Consider the following 24,777-nt stretch of genomic DNA (forward strand, 5'->3'; position numbering starts at 1 on the left):
CCCATGGCGAGCCTGGACGAGCGTCTGGCCGACATCGGGATCACCGGCCTCGAACCGCTGGGGCGGGGCCTGGAGTTCTCCGTCTTCCGCGGCCGGTCGGGCGACGGCGGGCCGCCGGTCGCCGTCCGCGTCGGCGAGCGCCGCTTCGACTCCAACGCCAACGACCCCCGGGTCGACACCCGCGCCCTGCTGCGCCAGGAGTACCGGCTCACCCGCCTGCTGGGCGACCACGGGCTGCCCGTGCCCGAGCCGGTCGCCCTCGTCCTCGCCGAGACCCCCGACGAGCCGGACCTCCTGATCAGCCGCTACGTGGAGGACGACGGATCGGAGCTGGACTGCTTCCGGCTCGGCGAGCTCCTGGCGCGCCTCCACGCGGTCCCGCTGCCCGGACCGCGACCCGTCGCCGCCGAACATCTGACGGCGCCCCGGCTCGTGGTCGGCAGGATCCTGCGCCGCTGGCGGGAGATCGCCCGCCTCAGGGACGGCTGGCCACCGCCCCCCGCTCCTGGACGGCTGCTCCCGATCGCCGCGCCGCTCGGCCGTGGCTCCCTGCTCCACCTGGACGTCCGCAGGGCGAACGTCCGCTGCCACCAGGGCCGGGTACGCGCCCTCCTCGACTGGTCGAACGCCCTGCACGCCCACCCCGCCCTGGAGTTCGGGCGCCTGGGAGAGTTCGCCAGGCTCCCGGAGAACCAGCTCGACGTCGAGGCGTTGCGCGCCGGCTACGCGCGCCACGGCGAGCCCCCGCCCGACGCCGGGCCGCTCGCGCTGCTGTGCCGGCTGGACGCGGCGGTGATGCTCGCCCTCGTCTTCCTCTCCGAGGCACCCGACCCCGCCCGCGCGGACACCGCCGTGGAACGGGTCCTCGAGCTGGCCGCACTGTGAGGTCAGGCGGCCGGGTCGTCTCCTTGTGGGTCGGCATGCGCGCGACCAGGTTGCGAGGAGATGAGGATTCTGAGCCCGCCGCGCGAGCTGTGCCCATGTGCCAGGGCGGCGGCTCCATGACCTACAGCGGGACGTTCATCGCCCGCTGCTGGGGCTGCTCCGGCACGGGGCAGCCCCAGCGACAGGCACGTGTTCCAGCTCGTCGCCCTCCAGACGTTCGCTCTCCTGGTGCGTCGGGGGCCGCCGGCGCGCTCCGCGAGCGCACCGGCATGAGGTTCCTGGGCTCCCTGTTCTTCGTTCTGGACGCCGACTAACGGCACCTCGTAACGATCAATTGTGGTGACAGAGCGTTCCAGCGGATGCTCTCACGAAGATCCGCCTCGCGGCCGGTTACCTATTCCAGCGGGCCGGCGTGCACGGTTTTTGAGGCTACGCTCCTGATTCGATTTGCCTTGCCACGTCCCTAGATTGGTCGCCATTCGGGCTCTCGGGAACGTGGAGGAACGCGTGCGCAGAAGAACCATAGGTCTGGCCACAGCCTTAGCTCTCACCGTGGTGACCACCATGCCCGCAGCGGCGCTCGCCTCGGCGGCGCCCCCACGCGGGCCTGTGCTGCTGTCGCCGCAGTCGACCGATGTCAAGACGTTGCCGGAGCCCACGGCACTGGCTCTGGACAGGGCACGGAAACTGGCCGAGCAGCACCCCGATGACTTCGGCGAGCCGTGGGTGGACCCGGAGACGGGCCAGGTGGTCCTCGGAACGGTGACCGGCACCGGCAACCGCCTGGCCGCCGATCAAGGGAAGGACGTTGTCCAGCGGCCGGTCACCCGGAGCAAGGCCGTACTGGAGAAGATCAAGGATGGCGCGATCGGGGAGCCGGCGGCGGACGTCCCTGATGCGGAGGCCATCCGGATGACCCGCATCGACGCCGAGCACAACCGGGTGATCGTCACGGTGAACAAGACCACCGACGCGATGCTCCAAGCGCTGACGGCAAGGTACGGAGCCGACGCTTTCGCCGTCGAGGTCGATCCCGCCTTCAACCCCACGAAGTCCAGCCGCTCCGACGACGGACCCGACAACTGGGGCGGAGCCGCGGAGATGACGATCCGCCAGTCCCCCGACGGAAATGTGGTCGGATGCTCCTCCGGCATCCCCGTCTGGCTGCCGGGCGACAAGTCGGGGATGCTGACCGCGGGCCACTGCGCTCCCAAGGGCGGCTTTTTCTTCAACGGGAACGACACCGACTACATGGGCTGGGTCAGCGAGAACACCAGGGAGAACTGGTATGACGGGCGGGGATCCACGCTGATACCCGGCCAGACTGAGTTCAGGGGCGACCTCGCGCTGATCGAGATCCCCAACGGGACCAGCGGCTACTACATTTACCGCGGATCCGTCAGCAACCCCTACACCGCGATCATCGGTCAGCTCGCGCCGCGCCGAAGCGGGGTGGGCGACACGTACTGCAACAGCGGCTACAAGACGGGCGAGCTTTGCGGGTGGAAGGTCTACAACTACAGCGTCAACATCAATTACAGCGGCGGTGAGACCGTCCGCAATGTCATGGCCGGCTCCAAGACCGGCACGTGCACGGGCCACGGCGACTCGGGAGGCCCGACGTACTACGTCATGTCGAACGGCCGCGTTCAGGTGAAGGGCATCCACTCGGGCGGCAGTAATCTGGACGGCTCGGGCGACTGCAGGGAGTACTTCACCGACGTGTGGGACGCCCTCGACGCCTTCCCCGGCATCTTCCCCCGCGTGCTGCCCTGACTCTGGTCAGGGCGCGAAGAAGACGGCACAATGATCAACTGTGCGCGGGGCGTCCTTGACGGGCAGGGTGCGGGAACGGCAGGTCGTCGACGGGCTGCTGGCCGGCATGGCGGACGGCGGGAGCGGCGCGCTGATCATCAGGGGCGGGCCGGGCATCGGCAAGACCGCGCTGCTTGAGTACGCGCGCGACGCCGCGGAAGACGTACGCCTGCTGTGGGCCAACGGCGTGGAATCCGAGGCCGAACTCCCTTTCGCCGGACTGCACCAGCTCCTTCAGCCCGTCATGCACGGGCTGAAGGAGCTGCCGCGCACCCAGGAGGCCGCCCTGCGCGGCGCGATGGGGCTCGGCCCCGCCACCGGGGACCGGTTCCTTGTCGGCCTCGCGGTCCTGACGCTGCTGGCCGGCAGCGGTCCCGTGCTCTGCCTGATCGACGACGCACAATGGCTGGACAGGTCCTCCGCGGACGCGCTGATCTTCGCCTCCCGCAGGCTGACCGTCGGGGGCGTGGTGCTGCTGTTCGCCGCCAGGGACGACTGGCCCGCGCTCGCGGGGCTTGACGAGCTCCCCCTGACGGGGCTGGACCCGGCCGCCGCCGAAACGCTGCTGCGTGAACGGGCGCCCGGGCTCACTCCACAGTTGCGCGAACGGATCATGAGTGAGGCGCTCGGCAACCCGCTCGCGCTGATCGAGTTCGCGAAGACGGCCGGGGTCGCCGATCCGCAGGGTTTCGGCGCCCCGCAGGCCCCTCTGCCGGTCACCCGGAAATTGCACGAGACGTTTCACCGCCAGGTCGACGCGTTGCCGGAGGCGGTGCAACGCCTGTTGCTCCTCGTGGCCGCCGATGACACGGGCGACCTGGAGTTGGTCCTTCGAGCCGCGGAGCTGGCCGACGGGCAGGCCGAAGCCGAGCGGGCCCTTGAATCGGCCGAGACCGCCGGCCTGATACGGATCGACGGTGGCCTGCTGGCGTTCCGGCACCCACTGGTCAGGTCGGCCGTCTACCAGGGCGCGCCCTTCACCCGCCGCTGCGCGGCGCACCGCGCGCTCGCCGACGTCCTGCTCACCTACGGCGAGGCCGTCGACCGCAGGGTCTGGCACCTGGCCCTGGCCGCCACCCGTTCCGATGACGCCATTGGGGCCGCCCTCGAAGGGGTGGCCCACCGGGCAGGCGGCCGGACCAGGTACGCCACCGCGGCCGCCGCCTACGAGCGGGCCGCCCACCTGACCGCCGACCTCCGCCAGCGCGGCCTGCGGTTCTCCTATGCGGCCGAGGCGGCGGTCCAGTCAGGTCAGCTCGGGCAGGCACGTGACCTCGCGCGTCGCGCCGAGCGCCTCACTCACGACCCCGTCCGGCTGGCCGGTCTGGCGAGGGTGCGCGCCGCCGTGGAGTTCGAGCTGGGCTTCCCCTCGGACGCGGGAGAGGTCCTGGTGAAGAGCGCCGAATCCATCGAGCGCGCCGATCCCGAGCGCGCCGCGCTGATGCTCGCCCACTCCATCCGCACCTTCTCCTTCAGCGGTGACGCCGGCCGGGCGCACGATGCCGCGGAGCGGCTGAGCCACATCGACGTGCCACCGGGCTCAGGCCTGACGCCGCTGGTCAGGGCAATGCGGGCGATGGCCGACCTGCTGGCGGGCAGAGGAGGCGTCGGAACCCCTATTCACGAGCTGATCGCGGCGGCGCACCACTTGCCGGCTCACCGGCCCGCCGAACGTCTCCTCGCGGCCTCACTCGCCCTCGTCACGGCACAGGACACGATCGCGCTCGAGCTGGCCGAGCCCGTCGCGGAGCACGCGAGGACGCACGGCATGGTCGGGATCCTGCCACATGCGCTCGAGATCATCGCTGAGGCGCAACTGCTCGGCGGACGGCATTTGGACGCGCTCACCAACGCCACCGAGGGCTACGACATCGGCCGCGGCATCGGTCAGCTCCACCGCCTCGCCCATCTCGGTGGCCTGCTGGCCTGGCTGGCCGCGATCAGCGGTGACCACGAGCGGTGCCGCATGCTCGCCGAGGCCGGTATCCGCTATGGAAGCGACCACGGAGTGGTACCTGCCGGGGCTCTCGGCACATGGGCGCTCGGCCTGCTCGAGCTGGGCATGGGGCGCGCGGCGCACGCTGTCGGCCATCTGGAGGCCACGCGGCACCCCATCGTCGCCGTGTGGTGCGCCGCCGACCTGATCGAGGCGGGGGTACGCGCCAACCGGACCGAGGTTGCCGAGCGGTCGCTACGGACGCTCATGGAGTGGACCCGGACGGTAGGGAGACCTTGGGTCTCGGCCATGGCGCTCCGCTGCCGAGCCATGACAACCTCGGGCAGTGACGCGGGGGAGTACTTCGAGGCCGCGATCGAGCTCCACGAACGATGCGCGCAGCCGTACCAGCATGCCCGGACGTGCCTGGCCTACGGCGAGTGGCTGCGCAGGCGACGCAGCCGGGCCAGGGCGGGGATCCAGCTCAGGACCGCCCTGCGGATCTTCGAGGACCTCGGCGCACGACCGTGGGCGGACCGGGCGCGGGCCGAACTCGACGCCGCCGGCGAGGCCCGGCCGGGATACGGGACCGACGCCGCGAGCCTGCACCGGCTCACGCCCCAGGAACTCCAGGTCGTACGGCTGGCAGCGGCCGGCCTCAGCAACCGCGACATCGCCGGACAGCTCTTCCTCAGCCCCAAAACGGTGGCGCAGCATCTCTACAAGGCCTACCCCAAACTCGGCGTAACCTCCCGAACCCAACTCGACCACCTGGATCTCGAAACCCCTGCGGCCACCGGCCGACCGTGACCCATGACGAGAGCCCGAAGCCGGGTCGGTCCGGCTGCCGGCCTCCCGCCAGATGACCTCCTCGACGAGGTGGTCACAGTCCGAGCTGCTGGTGAAGGACGCCGGCCTGCCTCTGGTGGTGCTCTCCCCCGGTCTCGCTCCCCCCGCAGCTCCCGGAAATCGTCCGGAGGTCACGCATCGGGATGGCCGGTCAGTCGGTCGGCGGCGCGAGCACCATCGCGGCCATGGTGAAGGACGCACGCATCCGCTCGGGAGTCAACCTAGGTGCTGCGTACCAGGTTGTAGCCCGCCGCGGGGAGAGCACTGCGGGCTGACCGCGGGCGCCCTACTCGCGGGACTCCGTGCCGGACAGCTCAAGAGCGGCACCGAGCAGGCTGCGGGTGTACTCGTGCCGGGGCGCCCCCAGCACCTCCGTCGCCTGCCCTTCCTCCACCACCACACCCTGGCGCATGACGGCGATCCGGTCGGCGATCTGGTGCACCACGCCGAGGTCGTGGGAGATGAAGAGCATGGCCAGATGGTGGCGCTCGCGCAGGTCGACCAGCAGCCGGAGGATCTGCGCCTGGACCGACACGTCCAGGGCGGACACCGCCTCGTCGCACACCAGCAGCCGGGGCCGGACCGCGAGCGCGCGGGCGATGCTGACCCGCTGGCACTGCCCGCCGGACAGTTCGGCCGCCCGCTGCCCGGCGACGCTCGCGTCGAGGCCGACGTCGTCGAGCAGGCGGTGCAGCGCGGCGGTGCGGTCGCCGGACGGGGCCGAACTCGGATGGGTGCGCCACGCCTCGTCGATGATCGCGGCGGCGGTCATGCGCGGGCTGAGCGACGACCGCGGGTCCTGGAAGACCATCTGCGCGGCACGCTGCTGCGCCGTCGTCCGCCGCCCGACCGGCCCCAGGGCCACGCCGTCGAGCAGGACGGCGCCGGAGTCGGGCCGGACGAGGCCGACGATCGCGCGGGCCACCGTGGTCTTGCCCGACCCCGACTCCCCGACCACCCCCACGATCTCGTCGGGGGCCACCGTGAGGCTCACGCCGTCGACCGCGACGAAGTCCCCGGACCGGCGGGCGGCGCGCGGCCGGAACCACGCGGTACGCCGGCCGAAGCTGACCCGCAGGTCCCGCACCTCGAGCAGATCGACGCTCATCGCTGCAGCAGCTCCTCGGCGAAGTGGCACGCGGCCCACCGGCCAGGCGCGACGGTTCTGGTCTCCGGCTCCTCGGTGCGGCACCGCTCGCGCGCCAGCGGGCACCGGGGGTGGAAGGCGCACCCCGGCGGGCGGTTCGCCGGGGTGGCCGGCGTGCCCGGCAACGGGTGGGCCAGCGCGGTACGGGTCCGCACCGCGGGCACGCTGTCGACGAGTGCGCGGGTGTACGGGTGAGCCGGGCCGGCCAGCACCGCCTCGGTGGGGCCGCGCTCGGCGACCCGGCCCGCGTACATGACGACGACCTGGTGCGCGACGTGCGCCACCACCCGCAGGTCGTGGCTGACGAGGAGCATCGCCAGTCCCTCGTCCTGCTGGATGGAGCGCAGCAGGCGCAGGATGCGCGCCTGGACGGTCACGTCCAGCGCCGTGGTGGGCTCGTCGGCGAGCAGCAGCGCCGGGCTGCCCGCCAGCGCGAGGGCGATCATGGCCCGTTGCCGCATCCCACCGGAGAACTCGTGCGGGTAGCCGCGCATCCTGCTGTCCGGCTCGGGGATCCCCGCCCGCTCGAGCAGTTCGAGCACCCGCCGGCGCACCTCGTCACGGGGGCGGCCGGCGCGGCGGAGGATCTCGCCGACCTGGCGGGCGATCGTCTGGGTCGGGTTGAGCGCGGCCAGCGGGTCCTGGAAGATCATCGCGATCTCGTGGCCCCGCAGCCGGCGCCGGTGGGCGGGGCTCGCCTTCAGGAGGTCCTCGCCCCGCCAGCGCAGCTCCCCGCCGGTCGCCGCCCCCTCCGGGAGCAGGCCGATGACGGCGTTCGCGGTCATCGTCTTGCCGCTGCCCGACTCGCCGATGAGCCCGACCGTCGTCGCCGGCGGGATGTCGAACGTCACCCGGTCGACGACGCGGACCGGGCCGCGGGCGCCGGGCAGGTCGACGACCAGCCCGGCCACCTCAAGCAGCCCGTCCACCTCGACCGGCGCCTCGACCGGGGTCCGCACGCCGCTCATGAGCTGCTGACCCGCACGCCGGCGAAGTCCGGCAGCCCGTTCGGGTCCGGCGTGACGCCGGTGACGCGGTGGTTCCAGGCGTAGGCGTACTTGACCGCCATCGGGAACATGCCGACCGCGTCCTGCCAGATGATCTTGCTGGCCTCACCGTACAGCTTGACCCGCTCGTCGCTGTCCGAGCTCGCCCCGGCGGCGGCGAGCAGCTTGTCGAGCTCGGGGTTGCAGTAGCCGTTGCGCTTGGCCGCGCAGGGGTAGAGCCGGCCGAGCGTGTTGGCCGCGTCGAACGTGGGGTTCGACAGCTGCTGGAAGTTGACGTCCCAGTTCAGGGCGAGCAGGTCCTTGGTGAACACCGCCTGCTCCTTCTCCAGCAGGTCCACCTGGACTCCGATCTTCTGCAGGTCGGAGACGATCGCCTGGTTGAACGGCCGGAACTCGGCGTTGGCGAACTGCAGCCGCAGCTTCGTGGAGAAGTCGAACTTGGCGTCGGCCAGCGCGGCCTTCGCCGCGGCCGGGTCGTAGCGGACGGGCTCCTGGGGAGCGTAGCCGAGGGTGACGGGCGAGACCGGGGCGTCGGCCAGGGTGCCCGTCTGCGGATAGAGCCGCTTGATGATGGTGGCGAAGTCGACCGCCTGCCACAGCGCCCGCCGCACCTTGGCGTCCTTCAGCGCGGGCGTGGAGGAGTTGAACCACATGGTGAACACGGCGGTGCTCGGCACCGTCTCGACCTTGAGGGTGGAGTCGCGCTGCAGCTCCGCGAGCTGGTCGTCGGGGATGCCCCAGGCGAGGTCCACCTCGCCCGTCCGCAGCGCGGTCAGCCGGGCCGCGAGCTCGGGCATCTTGCGGATGGTCACCCGCTTGACCTGGGGCGCGCCGCCGTAGTGGTCGGGGTTCGGCACCAGCACGAGCGTCCCGGACGGGTCGAACTTCTCCACCTTGAACGGCCCCGACCCGACCGGGTGCTGGAAGAACGCCGGGTTCTCGCCGGTCAGGCTGCCCGGCAGCACGTAGAAGATGGCGAGCTTGTACGGGACCGCCGCGTCCGGTTTCGGCGCCTTCAGCACGACCTCGGTGGGCGACGAGGCGGTCATCGTGTAACCGACGAAGTTGGCCGCGTTCGTGCTCTTGAGATCCATCATCCGCTTGAACGAGGCGACGACGTCGTCCGCGGTGACGGCCTTGCCGTCGCTGAACTTCACGCCCTGGCGCAGCGTGAACGTCCACTGCGAGGCGGAGCCGTCGGGCTTCCACGCGGTGGCGAGGTCGCCCTCCAGGGTGCCGTCCGGGCGGGGCCGTACCAGCCGGCTGAAGATCGCCTTGGAGGCCAGCTGCGTGCCGGTGGCGCTGCCGCCCGTGGGGCTGGCCGGGTCGAGGCTGTCGATCGCGTAGGTGCCGGCGACGGTGATCTCGCCGCCGGCGCCACCGCCGCCGCCCGTGCCGCCGCCGGTGGCGGCGCTGCAGCCGCCGAGCACGAGGGTCGCGGCGGCGATGAGGGCCAGTGCCGCGAGCCGCGGCCTACCTGAGGCAAGGGGTCTGGTCATGGACGTCTTCCCGCCTTCCGGGGATGGTTCTTCGGGGGGGTGCTCGTGATGGAAGGGGTTATGTGCCTGCCGGACGACGGTCGCCGCACTCACCTGAGGTGTCCGCGTCCGTATCTGGCGGTGAGCTGGTCGCCGAGGATCCCGATGTTGATGATCAGCAGCGACAGCGCGACGCCGGGCAGAGTGGAGATCCACCAGGCGGTTTCGAGATACTGCTTTCCGTTCGCGATGGTCTGGCCCCAGGACACCGAGGAGCCGGGCAGGCCGATGCCGAGGAAGCTGAGCCCGGCCTCGGCCAGCACGACGAGGGCGAACTCCAGCGTCGCCAGGGCCACGACCGGGCCGACCGTGAGCGGCAGGATGTGCCGGACCAGGATGCACGCCGGCCGTACGCCGAGCACGCGGGCCGCGTCGATCCAGGCCCGCTCCCGCATCGACAGGGCGACGCCGCGGGTGACCCGCGCGAACGAGATCCAGGCCGTCGCGGAGAGCGCGATCACCACCACCAGGACGCTGCGCTCGAAGGCGCCCGCGATCACGATGGTCAGCAGGATCGCCGGGAAGGCGAGCAGGATGTCGATGCCGCGGGCGAGCACCGTGTCCAGCCAGCCGCGGAAGTAGCCGGCGACGATGCCGACGGTCACGCCGATCACGCAGCAGACGGCGACCGTCGAGACACCGATGATCATCGACGTGCGGGCGCCGTAGACGACCTGCGCGAGGACGTCACGGCCGAGGCCGTCCGTGCCGAGCCAGGCGACGCCGCCCGACGCGAGCCGCGATCCCGGGCCGAGCAGCCGGTCGTCGAGGGAGACACGCACGGGGTTGTAGTCGAGGACCAGCGGTCCCACCCCGGCGACCACGACGTACAGGGTGAGGACGGCGTACGGGATCCGGCTGAGCCACCGGCCGCGCACCACGGGCCGGCGTACGGCGACGGCGGTCATGCCGCACCGTCCAGCTTGATACGCGGGTCGAGCTGGGAGTACAGCAGATCGGCGACGAGGTTGAACAGCATCACGATGCCCGCGATGAGAAACGTGGCCGCCTGCACGACCGCGTAGTCACGGTTGGAGACCGCGTCCACCACCAGCGTGCCGAGCCCCGGCCAGGCGAAGACGTTCTCGACCACGACCGCGCCGCCCATCAGGCCGCCCATGTGCAGCCCGACGATGGTCACCACCGGGATGAGGGAGTTGCGCAGCGCGTGGCCGAGCAGCACCTGCTGCTCGGTGAGCCCTTTGGAGCGGGCCGTCTGGATGTACGGCTCGCGCATCGTCTCCGCGACGCTGGTCCTGGTCAGGCGGGCCACGATGGCGGTGAACGGCAGCGCCAGCGTGACGGCCGGCAGGACCAGGTGAGCCGGCGATCCCGCCCCGGCGCTGGGCAGCAGGCGGAAGGCCAGCGCGAAGACGAGGATCAGCATGATGCCCACCCAGAAGGTGGGGAACGACTGCAGGGCGATGGTGCCCGCGGTGACCAGCCGATCGACCGCGCCGCCCGGGCGCGCGCCGGCCAGCAGCCCGAGCACGAGGCCGAGGGACACGGCGATGACGGTGGAGGCGAGCATCAGGTCGGCGGTCGCGGGCAGGCGCTCGAACACCTCCGACATCGCCGGCCGGTCGAACCGGTAGGAGTCGCCGAACTGTAACCGGGCCACCTCGCCGAGATAGCCGAGATACTGGCTGAACACCGGCCGGTCGAGCCCGAGCTTCCCGGTGAGCTCGGCCACCTGCTCCCGGCTCGCGTCCGGGCCCAGCAGGATCGTGGCCGGATCTCCCGGGGCGACCCGGACGATGAGGAAGATGAGCGAGGCGGCGCCCCACATCACCAGCACGCCCACGAGCAGTCGTTTGGCGATGACCCGGATCATGTGGGCTTACCTGGTTCGGTCACTGCTGTCTCCTTGGTGGGGCCACGGTCGCGCCCGGCATGAGGGGGCACTCGACGTTCTCTCTGCGGGCCTCCGGCTCGGGTGCCTCCAGCAGCCGCACCAGCAGGTGGGTGGCCTGCCGGCCCATCTGCTCCCGTGGGACCACCAGGCCGGTCCAGAGCGTGTCGGTGCGGCGCGCGCCGGTGGAGTCGCCCAGCACGACGACGCTCAGGTCGTCCGGGACCGACATCCCGTGCCGTCGCGCGCACTCCAGGAGCTCCTCGGCCAGGAGGACCTGCTCGGCGACCACGGCGGTGATGCCGCCGTGCCGGATCTCCGCCAGGAGGCCCGCCACGTCGTCGGCGGATTCCAGCGTCCACACCGGGCCGGTGAGCCGCCTGGCCTCACCGGCGGGCATCGCCCGCCGGAATCCCTTCTCCCGGTCCCGGCTGGGCTGGGCGTCGCCGTCACCGATGCGGGCGTACGCGACGCGCCTGTGCCCGAGCTCGAAGAGCCGTTCGGTGAGCTGCCGGGTCGCCGTGGCGTAGTCGGCCGCCACGTAGGAGACCGGCTCTCCCGACACCTCCCGGTGTCCCACGTAGACGAAGGGGAAGCCGGTGTCGCGCAGCCGCTGGATCTCCTCGACGTTCGGGTCACGCCCGAGCAGCAGCGCGCCGTCCGCGAGCGACAGCCGGGTGGAGCCGTCGCGGAAGACCTGCCGCTCGCCGCCGAGGCTGGTGAACAGCAGGAGGTCGTAACCGAGCTCCGCCGCCGCCTGCTCCATGCCGAGCAGGAACGGGAAGTAGAAGTCGACGCTGGTCGTCGGGAAGACCGGCTCGAAGGTGAACACGCCGATGATCTTGTTCTGGCCGCCGGCGAGGGATCTCGCCGAGGCGTTGGCGACGTAACCCCACTCGCGGATCGCCGCCAGCACCCGCTCCCGGGTCGCCTGGCTGATCCGGACGTCGGAGTCCCGCTCGTTCAGCACCAGCGAGACGGTGGCCTGGCTGACCCCCGCGAGGCGCGCGATGTCGGCCTGGGTCGGCCTCCGCCCCGGTCCGCGACTCATTCGGGCCTCCTGCTAATGCGCCTGACCCAACGAACGCAAAGTTTGACCCGCGCTTCTGTGAGGCGTCAATGGACCTGGGCGAAAAAGAACACGGGAAACAAGAGCGAATTACTAATACCCATTAGCATCTAGCGTCCCGCGTAGATCGCGGATACCGTCCGGAGCGTTTGCCGAGGGAGGTGCCTTGGATACCGACCATCCGGTCACCGGCATGATCATCCCGCTCGTCACCGCGCTCGACCGGGGCGGGCGGCCCGACCCGCCGGCCGTCCGGCCGCTGCTGGCCCACCTCGCGTCCGCCGGCGTCACCACGCTGATGCTGGCCGGCACCAACGGCGAGGGCCCGCTGCTGCCGGCCGACGACGTCCGGGCGTACGCGGTGGAGGTGTCCGCCACGTGGCGCGACCTGGCCGGGGCGCCCGCCCGGGTCATGGTGGCCGCCGCCGGCACCGGCACCCGGGAGACCCTGCGGCGCATGGACCGCCTCGCGGAGCTCGACCTGGACGCCGTGGTCGTGCTCGCGCCGTCCTACTTCCGGCACACCGAGAGCGAGCTGCACGCGCACTTCCGCGACCTCGCCCGCCACGGCCGCCCCGTGGTCGTCTACAACAGCCCCGGGTACACCGGCAACCCCGTCCCCGTGTCCGTGATGCGCCGCCTGCTCGACGAGCCGGCCGTCATCGGGTTGAAGGACAGCTCGGGGGACGCCGCCCTGTTCGCCGAGTTCTGTGCCCTGGCCGGAGAACGCCCCGGCTTCCAGGTGGCCCAGGGCGCCGAACGGCAGCTCGCCGACGGGCTCCGCACGGGGGCCGCCGGGCTGGTGCCGGGGGTGGGCATGCTCGCGCCCGCGCTCTGCGTCGACCTGCTCAAGGCCGGCCGTGGCGGTGACCACGCCACCGCGGCGGCGCTGCAGCACGACGTCGACCGGCTGGCCGCGCTCTTCGGGGTCCGCCCCGGGGTCAGCGGCGTGGTCGTGATCAAGACCGCGCTCCACCTGCTGGGGCTCTGCCCGCCGCACGCCGCGGCGCCGTTCCTGCCTCTCACCGAAACCGAGCTCGCCGCGCTGCGCGCCGCGCTGGGCCGGATCCATGACCTCGTAGGACCACTCGACCCGCAATAGACCCGAGCACCCCCACGCTCCTGCCGAGGAGAGTCGCATGACCATGCCCATCAGCCGGCGGGCCTTCGCCCTCGGGCTCGCCGCGGGCGCCGCCGCGGCCGCCCTGCCCTCCCCCGCCGCGGCCGCGCCGGCCGCGGCCCAGCCGTTCTTCGCGGAGGCCACCTTGTGGGACTCCGCCGTGGATCCGCTGGCCAGCTACCACGTGTACGGCCTGGCCGTCCTGCCCGACGACACGATCCTGGCCTGCACGGAAGGCCGGCACAAGGTGTGCGACGCCGGACCGCACGACCTGCTCGTCCGCCGCAGCACCGACGGAGGGAAGACCTGGAACCCGTCGCAGACGGTGGCGGCGTCCGTCGACGGCGAGTCCTGGTCCAACCCCACCTTCGTGGTGGACCGGGTGACCGGCGAGGTGTTCCTCTTCCACGGGCTCTGCGTGCAGTTACCCGAGAACACCAGCTGCTCGGCCGACTCCAGCACGGTGTACGTCATCTCGAGCAAGGACGGCGGCGTCACCTGGAGCGAACCGCGCAGCCTGGCCGGGCTCTTCGACCACTTCCCGTACAACTGGGCGATGCACGGCCCGGGACCCGGCCACGGCATCCAGCTCGACTCCGGCCGGCTGCTGCTCACCGTGTCCCACCGCACCATCATCACCGGCGTCCCGACCGCCGATCGCCACTACGGCGCCTCCACCGTCTACAGCGACGACCACGGCGCCACGTGGCAGTCCGGCGGCGAGGTGCCGATGGGCGACGGCTACCCCGTCGTGGGCGAGGCCAGGCTGGTGCAGCGTGCGGACGGCACGGTGGTGATGAACAGCCGGCCCGGTTCGGGCAACGACTGGCCACGGGACATCGCGGTCAGCACGGACGGCGGCCTGACCTGGTCGCCGCCCAGGATGGACTTCAGCCCCGCGCTCTTCAACGGCGTCGACACCGGCCTCATCCGCTACACCGGCGGGCCGGGCAGCGAGGACGTCAACCGCGTGCTGTTCAGCCGGCCCGACTCGCCGATGCGCTGGAACATGACGGTCGCGGTGAGCTACGACGAGGGCCACTCCTTCAGGTACAGCCGCTCGGTCAACCCGGGCCGGGGATATTACTCGGACCTGGCGTCCCTGTCGGACGGCACGATCATCCTCCTCTACGGCTGCGACGGCGACCTCGACGGCTCTCCGCGGCGCGTGGCCGCCGCCCGGTTCAACCTGGAGTGGCTGACGCAGGGCCGGGACAGCCTGGTCACCGTTCCGAAGCCGGCCGAGAGAACGCACGACCTGGGCCGCCCGGCGGTGCGGGCCAAGCTTTCGGGCGGGACGGTGACCGTGGTGGAGGAGGCCACGGCGCGCGGCGGCGCCCGCGCCGTCTTCACCCCCGGCGCGATCGGGGACTACATCGAGTACCCCTTGATCGTCGCCCCGGGCGGGCGGCCGGAACTGTGGCTGCGCTACTTCCGCTCCGGCGACGGGGGCCTCGTCACGGTGACCGTGGACGGGAAGGCGCCGCGCGCCTCCACGCTGGATCTGACGTCGTTCCGCGGCGACGGCTACGACGTCGCCTTCCTGGGCCGGATGGCGTTGCTGCCCGGCCCGCACACCATCCGCTTCACGCTGGCCGGCGCCGGCCGGGGCGGCGGCACGACCATCTCGCTCGACCAGCTGAGCCTCGTCCGGGGCTCCGCCGCGCCGGACGTCCGCGAGGAGGTCACCGTCGACAACGGCGGGCTCGGTTTCGAGACCACCGGCACCTGGCCGAGCAGCAGGGGCGTCAGCGGATACTACGGCTTCAACTACCTGACGCACGCCCGCGGCACCGGCGCCAACACCGCGCGGTGGCGACCGGCGCTCCCGGGCGAGGATCGCTACGAGGTGCTCGTCTCCTACGCGGCCGACCCCAACCGGGCGACCAACGCCCCCTACGTCGTCCACCATGCCGGGGGCACCACTCCGGTGGCCGTCAACCAGCAGGTGCGCGGCGTGCCCGACCCGCGCATGGGCGAATGGACGTCTTTGGGCACCTTCTCCTTCCGGGCCGGCCTCGAGGGATATGTCGAGCTCAGCGACGCGGCCAACGGCGTGGTCATCGCCGACGCCGTCCGGTTCCGCCGGCAGGCGCCCGCATGACGGCCGTACCGAGCCCCGCCGCCGCGGTGGCGCTGCGCCCGCTGCCGCTCTCCGGCAGCCGCGTGGCCGGCGGGTTCTGGGCCCGGCGGCTGGACGCCAACCGGGCCGCGATCCCGCTCGGGCACGAACGGCTGGACGAAGCGGGCAACCTCGGCAATCTCCGGATCGCCGCCGGCGAGGCGGCCGGTGAGGCCCGGGGTGCGAGCTTCCGCGACTCCGACGTCTACAAATGGCTGGAGGCGGTCGCCTGGGAGTACGCCCGCAGCCCCGACGACGCGCTGCTGGACCACCTGCGCGCGCTCGGCCGTACGATCGCGTCGGCGCAACGCGAGGACGGCTACCTCAACTCCGCCATCCAGGTCCGCGGCGAGGAGCGGTACGCGCGGCTGTGGATGAGCCACGAGCACTACTGCGCCGGCCACCTGATGCAGGCGGCCGTGGCCGCGGCCCGGGCGACCGGCGAGACGGAGCTGCTGCGGGTCGCCACCCGGCTGGCCGACCATCTGACCGGCACGTTCGGCCCCGGCCTGCGCGAGGAGCTGGACGGCCACCCCGTGGTGGAGATGGCGCTCGTCGAGCTGTACCGGCAGACGGGCGAACGACGGTACCTGGACCTGGCCCGCCACTTCGTCGAGGCCCGCGGGCACGGTCGTGCCGTCAAGCCGGGCTTCGACCCCTCGCACTACGGCGACCCGGCCCACTACTCCGACCGGCTGCCCGTACGCGAGGCGGAGACGGTGGAGGGGCACGCCGTGCGCGCCGTCTACTTCGCGGCGGGCGCCACCGACGTCGCCATCGAGACCGGCGACACCGAGCTGCTGGCCGTGATGCGCCGGCAGTACGACGCGATGCGCCGCCGCAAGCAGCACGTCACCGGCGCCGTCGGCGCACGCTGGGACGGGGAGGCGTTCGGCGAGGCGTACGAGCTGCCGCCCGACCGGGCGTACGCGGAGACCTGCGCCGGGATCGGGGCCATGCAGTGGGCGTGGCGGCTGCTGCTGGCCACCGGCGAGTCCGCCTACGCCGACCAGATCGAGCTGCTGCTGTACAACGCCCTCCTGCCCGCGGTGTCGCTGACCGAGGCCGACTACTTCTACGTCAACACGCTGCACCGGCGGACCGGCGCCCGGGGTGACGTGCAGCGGTCGCCGGCGTACGGCCGCCGTCCCTGGTTCAACTGCGCCTGCTGCCCGCCCAACGTGATGCGTACGCTGGCCGCCCTGCCCACGTACCTGGCGACCGGCACGGAGGACGGCCTCCAGGTGCACCTGTACGCCCAGAGCACGCTGACCTCGGGTGGGCTCGCCGTGGACGTGGGCACCGAGTATCCGTGGGACGGCCTGGTCACGGTGACCGTGCGCGAGGCGCCGCCGCGCGAGATGGAGCTGGCGCTGCGCGTACCGGACTGGGCCGAGGGCGCCACCGTGGACGGCAAGCCGGTGGAGCCCGGTTACGCCCGCGTCCGCCGGGTGTTCCGGCCCGGCGATCGGGTGGTGCTGCGGATGCCCATGCCCGCCCGGTTCATGGTGGCCGACGATCGCATGGACGCCACGCGGGGGTGTGTCGCCGTCACCCGCGGGCCGCTGGTCTACGCGATCGAGCAGCCCGACCAGCCGTCCGGCGTCGTCCTGGAGGACCTCCGCATCGACGCCGCCACGCCGCCGCGGCCCGAACACCGGCCGGACCTCCTCGGCGGCGTGACCGTGCTCCGAGCCGGCGGCGCGCTGGCAGGAGGGCCCGCCGAGTCCCCCTACCGCCCCCACGGGCAGCCGGCCCCCGAGGCGCGGCCCACGGAGCTCACGCTGATCCCCTATTACGCCTGGGCCAACCGCGGGCCGCACGCCATGCGGGTGTGGATCCCCCTATGAAGGAAAACATGACGCATTACGGGCATGTCCAAGCCTCGCTCGCCCGGGGCTGGAACACCTGGGACACGCGCAGCGTGCTCACCCACGTCCTCCTCCCCGACGCCCTGGGCCTGTCCCTCGGCCTGAAGGAGTACTACCGGGGCACGTCGCTGCGCGCCGCCCAGATCGGCCGCCGCACCGAGGGCGCGGAGACGGTCACCCTGGGCCGGCACGCCTACGACGGCGGCTACACCGAGACGACCGTGACCTGGGCGGGCGTCACGATCCGGGTGCAGACCGCGCACGCGGGTGACGACCTCGTCGTACTGGTGACGCCCACCGCCAACCAGCACAAGAGCGCGCTGCTGACCGTGGGCGTCGCCTTTCTGTGGAACCGGCCCGGCTCCGTCACCCGCGAGGGCGACCGGATCACCGCCCAAGGGCCCGGCGGGACGGTCGAGGTCTTCTGCACGGCCCCGCACGTCGACGACCCCTACACCGACGTCGACGGGCCGTACCTGGCGATGGAGCTGACCGGCGCCGTCGGGATCAGCACCGGCCGCGCCCGCGACCTGCCGGAGATCGCGCGGATCGTCGCCCGCGCCTCGACCGCGATCGGGGCGGCCGGCACCGATCCCCTGGCGCAGCACCGCGAGATCGTCAGGGACGCCATCTCCTGGAACACCATCTACGAGCCCGCGCGCTCCCGCGTGATCACGACCGTCAGCCGGCTCTGGAACGTCGGCAAGCGCGGCGGCTACGCCCTGTTCTGCTGGGACGCGTTCTTCAACGCGCTGCTGGCGGCCGTGTCGAGCAAGGAGCTCGCCTACGTCAACACCGTCGAGATGCTGCGGGCCCTGACGCCGGAGGGCTTCGTGCCCAATGTCGAGCAGGGCACCGGCCGCACGACCCACGACGGGTCCCAGCCGCCGGTGGGCTCGCTGGTGGCCCGGGAGCTCTATCGCAGGTTCGGCGACCGGTGGTTCCTGGAGGAGTGCTTCGAGCCGCTGCTGTCCTGGAACCGCTGGTGGTGGCGGGTGCGCCGGGACGGTGACCTGCTGTGCGCGGGCTCGACGTACTTCGACCCCGAGTTCCCCTCGCCGCAGGACATCCCCCGCATCCACCAGCATTTCGGCGCGACCTGCGAGACCGGCTGGGACAACCACCCCGTCTTCGAGGACGTGCCCTTCGACCAGGCCAAGAGCCTGCTCGCCGCCCACGACGTGGGCCTGAACAGCCTGTACGCGGCCGACTGCGAGGCGCTGGCCGACCTCGCCGACGTCCTCGGCGACCGGGAGGCCGCGGCGGAGCTGCGCGAGCGGCACGCGACCGTCGTGGCGGCGATGGAATCCCTGTGGGACGAGCCGAGCGGCGTCTACCGCAGCAGGCGCACCGACACCGGGCTGCCGACCGAGCGGCTGTCCACGATGAGCTTCTACCCCCTGCTGGCCGGCGTCGGCGCGGGGGAACGGACCCGGCGCATGGTGTCCGGGCTCCTGATGACCGACGACGGCTTCGGCGGCGAATGGCTGCTGCCCACCTCACCCCGCGGCGAGCCGGTCGACGTCGGCGAGGGCAGCTACTGGGCGGGACGGGCGTGGCCGCCGGTGAACTTCCTCGTCTACCTGGGGCTGCTGCGCGCCGGGGAACGGCCTGCGGCCGCGTGGCTCGCCGAAGGCAGCTCCCGGCTCGTGCTGAAGGAATGGAACGAGCACCGCCACGTGCACGAGAACTACTCCAGCGTCCACGGCGGCGCGTGCGACAAGCCCAACAGCGAGCCGTTCCAGACCTGGGGCGCGCTGCTGAGCCTCATCGTCCTCATGGAACGCGGCGAGGTCGACTTCTTCGAGAAAGGTGATGTGATTTGAGCGGCGCCGAGGCGGACGTCCTGGTGGTCGGGGGCGGGATGGGCGGGGTCGCCGCGGCGCTGGCGGCGCTGCGGCGCGGCCGGACCGTCGTGCTCACCGAGGAGACCGACTGGCTGGGCGGGCAGCTCACCAGCCAGGGTGTGCCGCCGGACGAGCATCCGTGGATCGAGCAGTTCGGCGCGACCCGCTCCTACCGCAGGTTACGCACGGCCATCCGCGACCACTACCGCACCTGGTACCCGCTGACCCGGGAGTCCCGGGAGGCGCCCGACCTCAACCCGGGGCGCGGCACGGTCAGCAGGCTCTGCTGCGAGCCCCGGGTGGCCGCCGCGGTGCTGGCCGACATGGTCGGCCCGTACCTCGCCGCCGGGCGGCTGACGATCCGCTACCTGCACCGGCCGGTGGCCGCCGACGTGGACGGCGACCGGGTGACCGGGGTGACCTTCGCGGGCCCGGACGGCGAGCCGTTCCACGTGCGCGCGGCGTACGTGCTCGACGCCACCGAGCTGGGCGACCTGCTGCCCCTGGCGGGGATCGAGCACGTCACCGGCTTCGAGTCGGCCGCGGAGACCGGCGAGCCCAGCGCCCCCGCGCAGGCCCAGCCGGCCAACATGCAGGCGTTCTCCTGGGTCTTCGCCGTCGAGCACCGCGCCGGCGAGGACCACACCGTCGATCGGCCCAAGGACTACTCCTTCTGGCGCGACTACCGGCCGCCGTTCTGGCCGGACCGGCTGCTCAGCCTCGTCGCGCCCGATCCGCGCACGCTGGAGCCGAAGCCGCGCAGGTTCGTGCCGCACGCCTCGTCGGGCCCGGTCGTCGCCGACCAGAGCCGCGACCCGGGCGACACGGATCTGTGGGTGTTCCGGCGCATCCTGTGCCGCGAGGTGTTCGAGCCCGGCTTCGCGGTGAGCGACGTCGTCGTGGTCAACTGGCCGCAGATCGACTACCTCCCCGGGCCGCTGATCGGCGTCCCCGAGGACGAGCGGGCCCGGCATCTCCAGGGCGCCAGGGACCAGGCGCTCAGCATGCTCCACTGGCTGCAGACCGAGGCGCCCCGGCCCGACGGCGGCACCGGCTGGCCGGGGCTGCGGCTGCGCCCCGACGTCATGGGCACCGCCGACGGCCTGGCCAAGAGCCCCTACATCCGCGAGTCGCGGCGCATCCGCGCCCGCCGCACGGTCGTGGAGCACGACCTGTCGCTGGCGGTGCGCGGCGAGCACGGCGCGGTCGCCTACCACGACACCGTGGGCGTCGGGATGTACCGCATCGACCTGCATCCCTCCACCGGCGGCGACAACTACATCGACGTGGCGAGCTGCCCGTTCCAGATCCCCCTGGGCGCGCTGCTGCCGATCCGCGTGCGCAACGTGCTGGCCGCCGGGAAGAACCTCGGCACCACCCACATCACGAACGGCTGCTACCGCCTGCATCCGGTGGAGTGGAACGCCGGCGAGGCGGCCGGCGCGCTGGCGGCGCACTGCCTGGCCAACCGGCTCGAACCGGCGCAGGTCCACGAGGATCCCGCGGCGCTCGAACGGTTCCAGGCCGAGCTGGTCGCCGACGGTTTCGAGCTGGCCTGGCCGCAGGTGCGGGGATACTGACCGCTTCCGGACTTTTGGTCTTACGTAGGAGTTCATGGCTCAGTTAGTGTGAGCCGGTGTGATCACGAGGTGTCAACTCCCCGCTCGTGGCTCGCCGCCGCGATCATCGGCGCGGTGCTCAGTACGGCCGTCGCCGTCCCGGCAGCCGCAGCCCACTCCCCCACCAAGGTCACCGATCCCGCCAAGGTCACCGATCCGGTACGCCACGTCGATCCGCTGATCGGATCGGCCAACGGCGGCAACACCTATCCCGGCGCCGTCCTGCCGTTCGGGATGATCTCGTGGAGCCCGACCAACACGGCGGGCGACCAGACCAACGCCGCGGGCGCCAACGGCTACTCCTACAACACGCCCCGCGTGCGGGGCTTCGCGCTCACGCACGTCAACGGCGCGGGCTGCCATCCGGGGGCCGCCGGGGACGTCCCGATCATGCCGTTCGCCGGCCAGGTCACCTCGTCGCCGACCGCGGACAAGACCGACGCGATCTACGCGAGCACGTTCAGCCACGACAAGGAGAGCGCGCGGCCCGGCCGGTACACGGTCACGCTGGACTCCGGCGTCAGGACCGACCTCGCGGTCACGACCCGCGCGGGCGTGGGCGAGTTCAGCTTCCCGGAGGGCTCGCCGGCCAGCCTGCTGTTCCGGGTGTCCAACTCGCTCAACGGCAGCGAGGACGCCGAGATCACGATCGACCCCGCCACCCGTACGGTCACCGGCTCGGTGCTGACCGGCGCGTTCTGCGGCCGGCGGGCCAACGGCGGCGTCAACAACCGCAAGAGCTACTACCGGCTGCACTTCGCCGCCTCGTTCGACCGCGCCTTCACCGCCACCGGCACCTGGGTGAACGGCGACCTGCGCCCCGGCACGACGACGGCGAGCGGCGGCGAGGGCTACGCCACGGGCGCCGACCGCGCGGGCCGCGGCTCCGGCGGGTACGTCACCTTCGACGGCGCCGACGTCCGCATGAAGGTCGGCATCTCCTACACCAGCCTGGTGGCGGCCAGGCAGAACCTGGCCGAGGAGATCTCCGGGCGGGACGACGTCGCGTCCGTGGCCGCCCGGGCCACCCGCGCCTGGAACGAGCGGCTGCGCTCGGTCGAGGTGGCCGGCGGGTCGGCGGACCTGCTGACCACGTTCTACACGGCGATGTACCACGCCTACCTGCAGCCCAACGTGACCAGCGACGTCGCGGGCACCTACCTCGGGAGCGACCGGCAGGTGCACCGGCTGGCCCGGGGCCAGGGCGTCCAGTACGGCAACTTCTCCGGCTGGGACCAGTACCGCGCGCACACCCAGCTCCTGGCCCTGCTCGAACCGCGGGTCGGCGGCGACTACGCCCAGTCCCTGTACAACCTGGCGCGGCAGAACGGCGGCGTCTGGGACCGCTGGGTGCACGTCAACGGCCCCACCCACGTGATGACCGGCGACCCGTCGGCCCCCGCGCTCGCCGGCTTCTACGCGCTCGGCGTGCGCAACTTCGACGTGCGCGGGGCCTTCGACTCCCTGCTCGCGCAGGCGACCGTGCCGCACCCGTCCGGCCTGTCGGACAAGGGGTGCCCGGGGCAGTGCGAGGGCCAGCGCCCGAACCTGGCCGAGTACCTGCGGCTCGGCTACGCGCCCCAGGACACCTGCCACTGCTGGGGCGGCGCGGCGGAGACGCTGGAGGACGCGACCGCCGACTTCGCGCTCGCGGACTGGGCGGGCCGGCTCGGCCGCACCGCCGAGCGCGACCTGCTGATGCCGCGGGCGAGCTGGTGGCGTAACACGTTCAACCCGTCGGCCGGGCCGGAGGGCGGCTACCAGCAGGCGCGCAAGGCCGACGGCGGCTGGCTGTGGCCGTTCTCGGCGACCTCGGACGCCGGTTTCGCGCAGGGCACCAGCGCCACCTACACCTGGATGGTCCAGCACGACGTCTCGGGGCTGGCCGCCGCCATGGGCGGCCGGGAGCAGGCGGTCAAGCGGCTCGACACGTTCTTCCACCGCGCCGACGGCTCGTGGGCGACCGGCGGCGACGGCTTCCGCTACGACCCGACGAACGAGCCCGGCATCCACGTCCCGTGGCTCTACAACGCGCTCGGCCGGCCGTGGAAGACCCAGGAGACGGTACGCGCGATGGCGTCCCTCGTGTACAAGACCGGCCCCGGCGGCCTGCCCGGCAACGACGACCTCGGCACCATGTCCGCCTGGTACGTCTTCGCCGCGCTCGGCATGTACCCCCAGACGCCGAGCCGGGCCGAGATGCTGCTGTCCAGCCCCATGTTCCCGAAGGCGTGGATCAAGCGCGGCAACGGCCGCACGATCACCGTGAGCGCCCCGCAGGCCGCCCCCGACGCCGTCTACATCCAGGACGTGAAGGTCGACGGCAAGGCGTACACCCGCTCCTGGCTGCCCGAGTCCCTGCTCGACAAGGGTGGCGACGTCGTGGTGAACGTCGGCGCCACTCCCGACACCACGTGGGCGACCGCACCCGGCGACCTCCCCGTGGACCGCGTCCCCGCCGCCGAGGCCCCGATCCCGAACCTGCCCGCCGCGTGCGAGCCGTCCGGCTCCTCCTGCGCCCAGAGACTCCAGTACGACGTGGACGGCGTGGCCACCGCGGACGCCAAGCCCCAGGGCAACCTGGACGGCAAGGGCTGGAGCTTCCCGGCCGAGCAACTGCCCGAGCCGGGCCTGCGCACCGTGTCGGGCGGCGCCTACCTGATCCCGGAGACCAGGGGCACGGCGGGCAACTTCCACAGCCTGCGCGGCCAGCGCACCTACCTCACGCCGGGCCGCTACCAGGCCCTCGACCTGCTGGTCACGGCCGTCAACGGCGACCAGCAGACCGAGCTCACGATCACCTACGCGGACGGCACGACCTCCACGGCCCCGCTGAAGGTGACCGACTGGGCGAGCGCGTCACCGCGCTTCGGCGAGGAGGCGGCGATCACGGCCGGGACCCGCTACAACGTCAACGGCACCGCCGACGGCCGCAAGGTGAGCATCTGGCAGGTGTCGGTGCCGGCCGACGCGGCCCGCGAGGCGGTCTCGTTCGCCGGCCCCGCGATGCCCAACGTCAAGATCTTCGCCCTCACGACCCGCGCGTGACCGACCGCGGTGCCCGGCCCGCTACGGACGGCGGGCCGGCACCGTGGTGAAGGCGGCGCGGTCGGGGTCCGGCAGCCATTGGCGGCGCGGGTCGAACGGCTGGTAGTTGTCCGTGACGTACCGGACGAGCCGGGCCAGCACCGGGTGGTGGCTGTGCCGGTGGAAGATCAGCGAGCACGGGTACACGGGGGCGGGGGCGACGACCGGGATCTGGACGGTGCGCGGGTTCCAGGGCATCCGGAGCCGCCCCCCGACGAACCCGACGCGTTCACCGGCGGCTATCTCCTCCGTGAAGTACTCCCAGCCGAAGTCCGGCCCCGCGGTGTCGAGCGGGATGTCGAAGGCGGCGCTCAGGAAGCCGTAGTACTCGGCCCACTCGCTGCCCGGGACGTTTCCGGGCATCCACACGGTCGTCCCTGACAGGCGTTCGACCTCCACCTCCCGCAGGCCGGCGAGCGGATGGTCGCGGGCGGCCAGCAGGTGCACGGGGTCGAGGTAGGCCGGCACGTGCCGGAGGTCCTCCTCCAGCGTCCCGCTGACGCGGGCGAAGGCGGCGTCGACGGACCCGCGGGTGAGCGCGCCGCGTGCCGATCTGAGCCCGTTCGAGGTGATGACCTCGACGTCCGCGTCCTCGACGGTCTCGTGGAACTTCCGGATCAGGTCGCTGGAGTGCATCCGGGTGTCCATGACGTCGACCCGGAGCGAGCGGCGCCGGCCGCGCAGCACTTCGCGTGCCTGGTCGGCGATGCCGACGAGGGCTCGGGCGTGATGCAGGAACGCCTTGCCGTCCTCGGTGAGGTCGGCCCCCGTGCGGGTGCGGGAGAACAGCCGTACGCCGAGGTCGGACTCGAGCTTGGCGATCCGCTTGGAGACGGCCTGCTGGCTGATGCCCAGCCTGGCGGCGGCCTCGCTGAAGTAGCGGTCCTCGGTGATGACGACGAAGGCGCGGACGGCGGCGAGGTCCAGGTCGGCCACCGCCTCTTCCACCACCGTCGGTTGTGGCTCTTCGGTGTGTCGATTGTTGGACAACCGGGCCTGCTCTCGGGTCGAAT

Annotated in this window: 16 protein-coding genes; 9 read left to right on the forward strand and 7 right to left on the reverse strand. The window is 72.3% G+C overall.

Features of this window, described 5'->3' with window-relative positions; all coding sequences use genetic code 11:
- Positions 1-3: 3 nt before the first annotated feature.
- The 3 genes from AB0L65_RS06585 to AB0L65_RS06595 all read left to right on the forward strand — a co-directional run bounded on the left by AB0L65_RS06585 (position 4) and on the right by AB0L65_RS06595 (position 5,446).
- Complete coding sequence (locus tag AB0L65_RS06585; RefSeq protein WP_364241125.1) at positions 4-885, forward strand: phosphotransferase; 882 nt, start codon at positions 4-6, stop codon at positions 883-885.
- Between the two features lie 564 nt (positions 886-1,449).
- Positions 1,450-2,661: a S1 family peptidase gene (locus tag AB0L65_RS06590; RefSeq protein ID WP_364241127.1), complete on the forward strand. Its 1,212-nt coding sequence runs from the start codon at positions 1,450-1,452 to the stop codon at positions 2,659-2,661.
- Positions 2,662-2,701: 40 nt separating this feature from the next.
- Positions 2,702-5,446: a LuxR C-terminal-related transcriptional regulator gene (locus tag AB0L65_RS06595; RefSeq protein ID WP_364241130.1), complete on the forward strand. Its 2,745-nt coding sequence runs from the start codon at positions 2,702-2,704 to the stop codon at positions 5,444-5,446.
- A 325-nt stretch (positions 5,447-5,771) separates the two neighbouring features.
- On the opposite strand, the gene AB0L65_RS06600 is transcribed toward AB0L65_RS06595, so the two are convergent.
- The 6 genes from AB0L65_RS06600 to AB0L65_RS06625 all read right to left on the reverse strand — a co-directional run bounded on the left by AB0L65_RS06600 (position 5,772) and on the right by AB0L65_RS06625 (position 12,080).
- Entirely contained in the window at positions 5,772-6,593 is an 822-nt protein-coding gene (locus tag AB0L65_RS06600) for an ATP-binding cassette domain-containing protein (protein ID WP_364241133.1), read from the reverse strand.
- Complete coding sequence (locus AB0L65_RS06605; RefSeq protein ID WP_364241135.1) at positions 6,590-7,600, reverse strand: ABC transporter ATP-binding protein; 1,011 nt, start codon at positions 7,598-7,600, stop codon at positions 6,590-6,592. The genes AB0L65_RS06600 and AB0L65_RS06605 overlap by 4 nt, the downstream gene beginning before the upstream one ends.
- Positions 7,597-9,138, reverse strand: coding sequence for an ABC transporter substrate-binding protein (locus tag AB0L65_RS06610; RefSeq protein ID WP_364241138.1), 1,542 nt, complete (start codon positions 9,136-9,138; stop codon positions 7,597-7,599). The genes AB0L65_RS06605 and AB0L65_RS06610 overlap by 4 nt, the downstream gene beginning before the upstream one ends.
- An 89-nt stretch (positions 9,139-9,227) precedes the next feature.
- The gene (locus AB0L65_RS06615; RefSeq protein WP_364241140.1) at positions 9,228-10,085 is read right to left on the reverse strand and encodes an ABC transporter permease; all 858 of its coding nucleotides are present in this window, start codon (positions 10,083-10,085) and stop codon (positions 9,228-9,230) included.
- Positions 10,082-11,011 (reverse strand): ABC transporter permease, encoded by a 930-nt coding sequence (locus tag AB0L65_RS06620; protein WP_364241142.1) that lies wholly within the window; start codon positions 11,009-11,011, stop codon positions 10,082-10,084. The genes AB0L65_RS06615 and AB0L65_RS06620 overlap by 4 nt, the downstream gene beginning before the upstream one ends.
- Positions 11,012-11,030: 19 nt before the next feature.
- A complete protein-coding gene (locus tag AB0L65_RS06625) occupies positions 11,031-12,080 on the reverse strand; it encodes a LacI family DNA-binding transcriptional regulator (RefSeq protein ID WP_364241145.1) in 1,050 nt (349 codons plus the stop codon).
- Between the two features lie 184 nt (positions 12,081-12,264).
- On the opposite strand from AB0L65_RS06625, the gene AB0L65_RS06630 reads away from it, so the two are divergent.
- The 6 genes from AB0L65_RS06630 to AB0L65_RS06655 all read left to right on the forward strand — a co-directional run bounded on the left by AB0L65_RS06630 (position 12,265) and on the right by AB0L65_RS06655 (position 23,725).
- Positions 12,265-13,200, forward strand: coding sequence for a dihydrodipicolinate synthase family protein (locus AB0L65_RS06630; RefSeq protein WP_364241147.1), 936 nt, complete (start codon positions 12,265-12,267; stop codon positions 13,198-13,200).
- A gap of 37 nt (positions 13,201-13,237) precedes the next feature.
- Positions 13,238-15,322: an exo-alpha-sialidase gene (locus tag AB0L65_RS06635; RefSeq protein WP_364241150.1), complete on the forward strand. Its 2,085-nt coding sequence runs from the start codon at positions 13,238-13,240 to the stop codon at positions 15,320-15,322.
- A complete protein-coding gene (locus AB0L65_RS06640; protein ID WP_364241153.1) occupies positions 15,319-17,190 on the forward strand; it encodes a beta-L-arabinofuranosidase domain-containing protein in 1,872 nt (623 codons plus the stop codon). Before AB0L65_RS06635 ends, AB0L65_RS06640 begins: the two co-directional genes overlap by 4 nt.
- Before the next feature lie 8 nt (positions 17,191-17,198).
- Positions 17,199-19,037: a trehalase family glycosidase gene (locus tag AB0L65_RS06645; protein WP_364241155.1), complete on the forward strand. Its 1,839-nt coding sequence runs from the start codon at positions 17,199-17,201 to the stop codon at positions 19,035-19,037.
- A complete protein-coding gene (locus AB0L65_RS06650; RefSeq protein ID WP_364241158.1) occupies positions 19,034-20,638 on the forward strand; it encodes an FAD-dependent oxidoreductase in 1,605 nt (534 codons plus the stop codon). Before AB0L65_RS06645 ends, AB0L65_RS06650 begins: the two co-directional genes overlap by 4 nt.
- A gap of 69 nt (positions 20,639-20,707) precedes the next feature.
- Positions 20,708-23,725, forward strand: coding sequence for a GH92 family glycosyl hydrolase (locus AB0L65_RS06655; RefSeq protein ID WP_364241161.1), 3,018 nt, complete (start codon positions 20,708-20,710; stop codon positions 23,723-23,725).
- Positions 23,726-23,746: 21 nt separating this feature from the next.
- Here the strand turns inward: AB0L65_RS06655 and AB0L65_RS06660 are convergent, their stop codons facing one another.
- Positions 23,747-24,754: a LysR family transcriptional regulator gene (locus AB0L65_RS06660; protein ID WP_364241164.1), complete on the reverse strand. Its 1,008-nt coding sequence runs from the start codon at positions 24,752-24,754 to the stop codon at positions 23,747-23,749.
- Between the last annotated feature and the right edge of the window lie 23 nt (positions 24,755-24,777).

Origin of the sequence: Nonomuraea sp. NPDC052116 (genome assembly GCF_040680035.1) — a bacterium.
GTDB classification, from domain to species: domain Bacteria; phylum Actinomycetota; class Actinomycetes; order Streptosporangiales; family Streptosporangiaceae; genus Nonomuraea; species Nonomuraea angiospora_A.

Coding starts and splice junctions, on each gene's coding strand:
- AB0L65_RS06585 (WP_364241125.1), top strand. CDS start 4: ATGGCGAGCCTGGACGAGCGTCTGGCCGACATCGGGATCACCGGCCTC.
- AB0L65_RS06590 (WP_364241127.1), top strand. CDS start 1,450: ATGCCCGCAGCGGCGCTCGCCTCGGCGGCGCCCCCACGCGGGCCTGTG.
- AB0L65_RS06600 (WP_364241133.1), bottom strand. CDS start 6,593: ATGAGCGTCGATCTGCTCGAGGTGCGGGACCTGCGGGTCAGCTTCGGC.
- AB0L65_RS06605 (WP_364241135.1), bottom strand. CDS start 7,600: ATGAGCGGCGTGCGGACCCCGGTCGAGGCGCCGGTCGAGGTGGACGGG.
- AB0L65_RS06610 (WP_364241138.1), bottom strand. CDS start 9,138: ATGACCAGACCCCTTGCCTCAGGTAGGCCGCGGCTCGCGGCACTGGCC.
- AB0L65_RS06615 (WP_364241140.1), bottom strand. CDS start 10,085: ATGACCGCCGTCGCCGTACGCCGGCCCGTGGTGCGCGGCCGGTGGCTC.
- AB0L65_RS06620 (WP_364241142.1), bottom strand. CDS start 11,011: ATGATCCGGGTCATCGCCAAACGACTGCTCGTGGGCGTGCTGGTGATG.
- AB0L65_RS06625 (WP_364241145.1), bottom strand. CDS start 12,080: ATGAGTCGCGGACCGGGGCGGAGGCCGACCCAGGCCGACATCGCGCGC.
- AB0L65_RS06635 (WP_364241150.1), top strand. CDS start 13,238: ATGACCATGCCCATCAGCCGGCGGGCCTTCGCCCTCGGGCTCGCCGCG.
- AB0L65_RS06640 (WP_364241153.1), top strand. CDS start 15,319: ATGACGGCCGTACCGAGCCCCGCCGCCGCGGTGGCGCTGCGCCCGCTG.
- AB0L65_RS06645 (WP_364241155.1), top strand. CDS start 17,199: ATGACGCATTACGGGCATGTCCAAGCCTCGCTCGCCCGGGGCTGGAAC.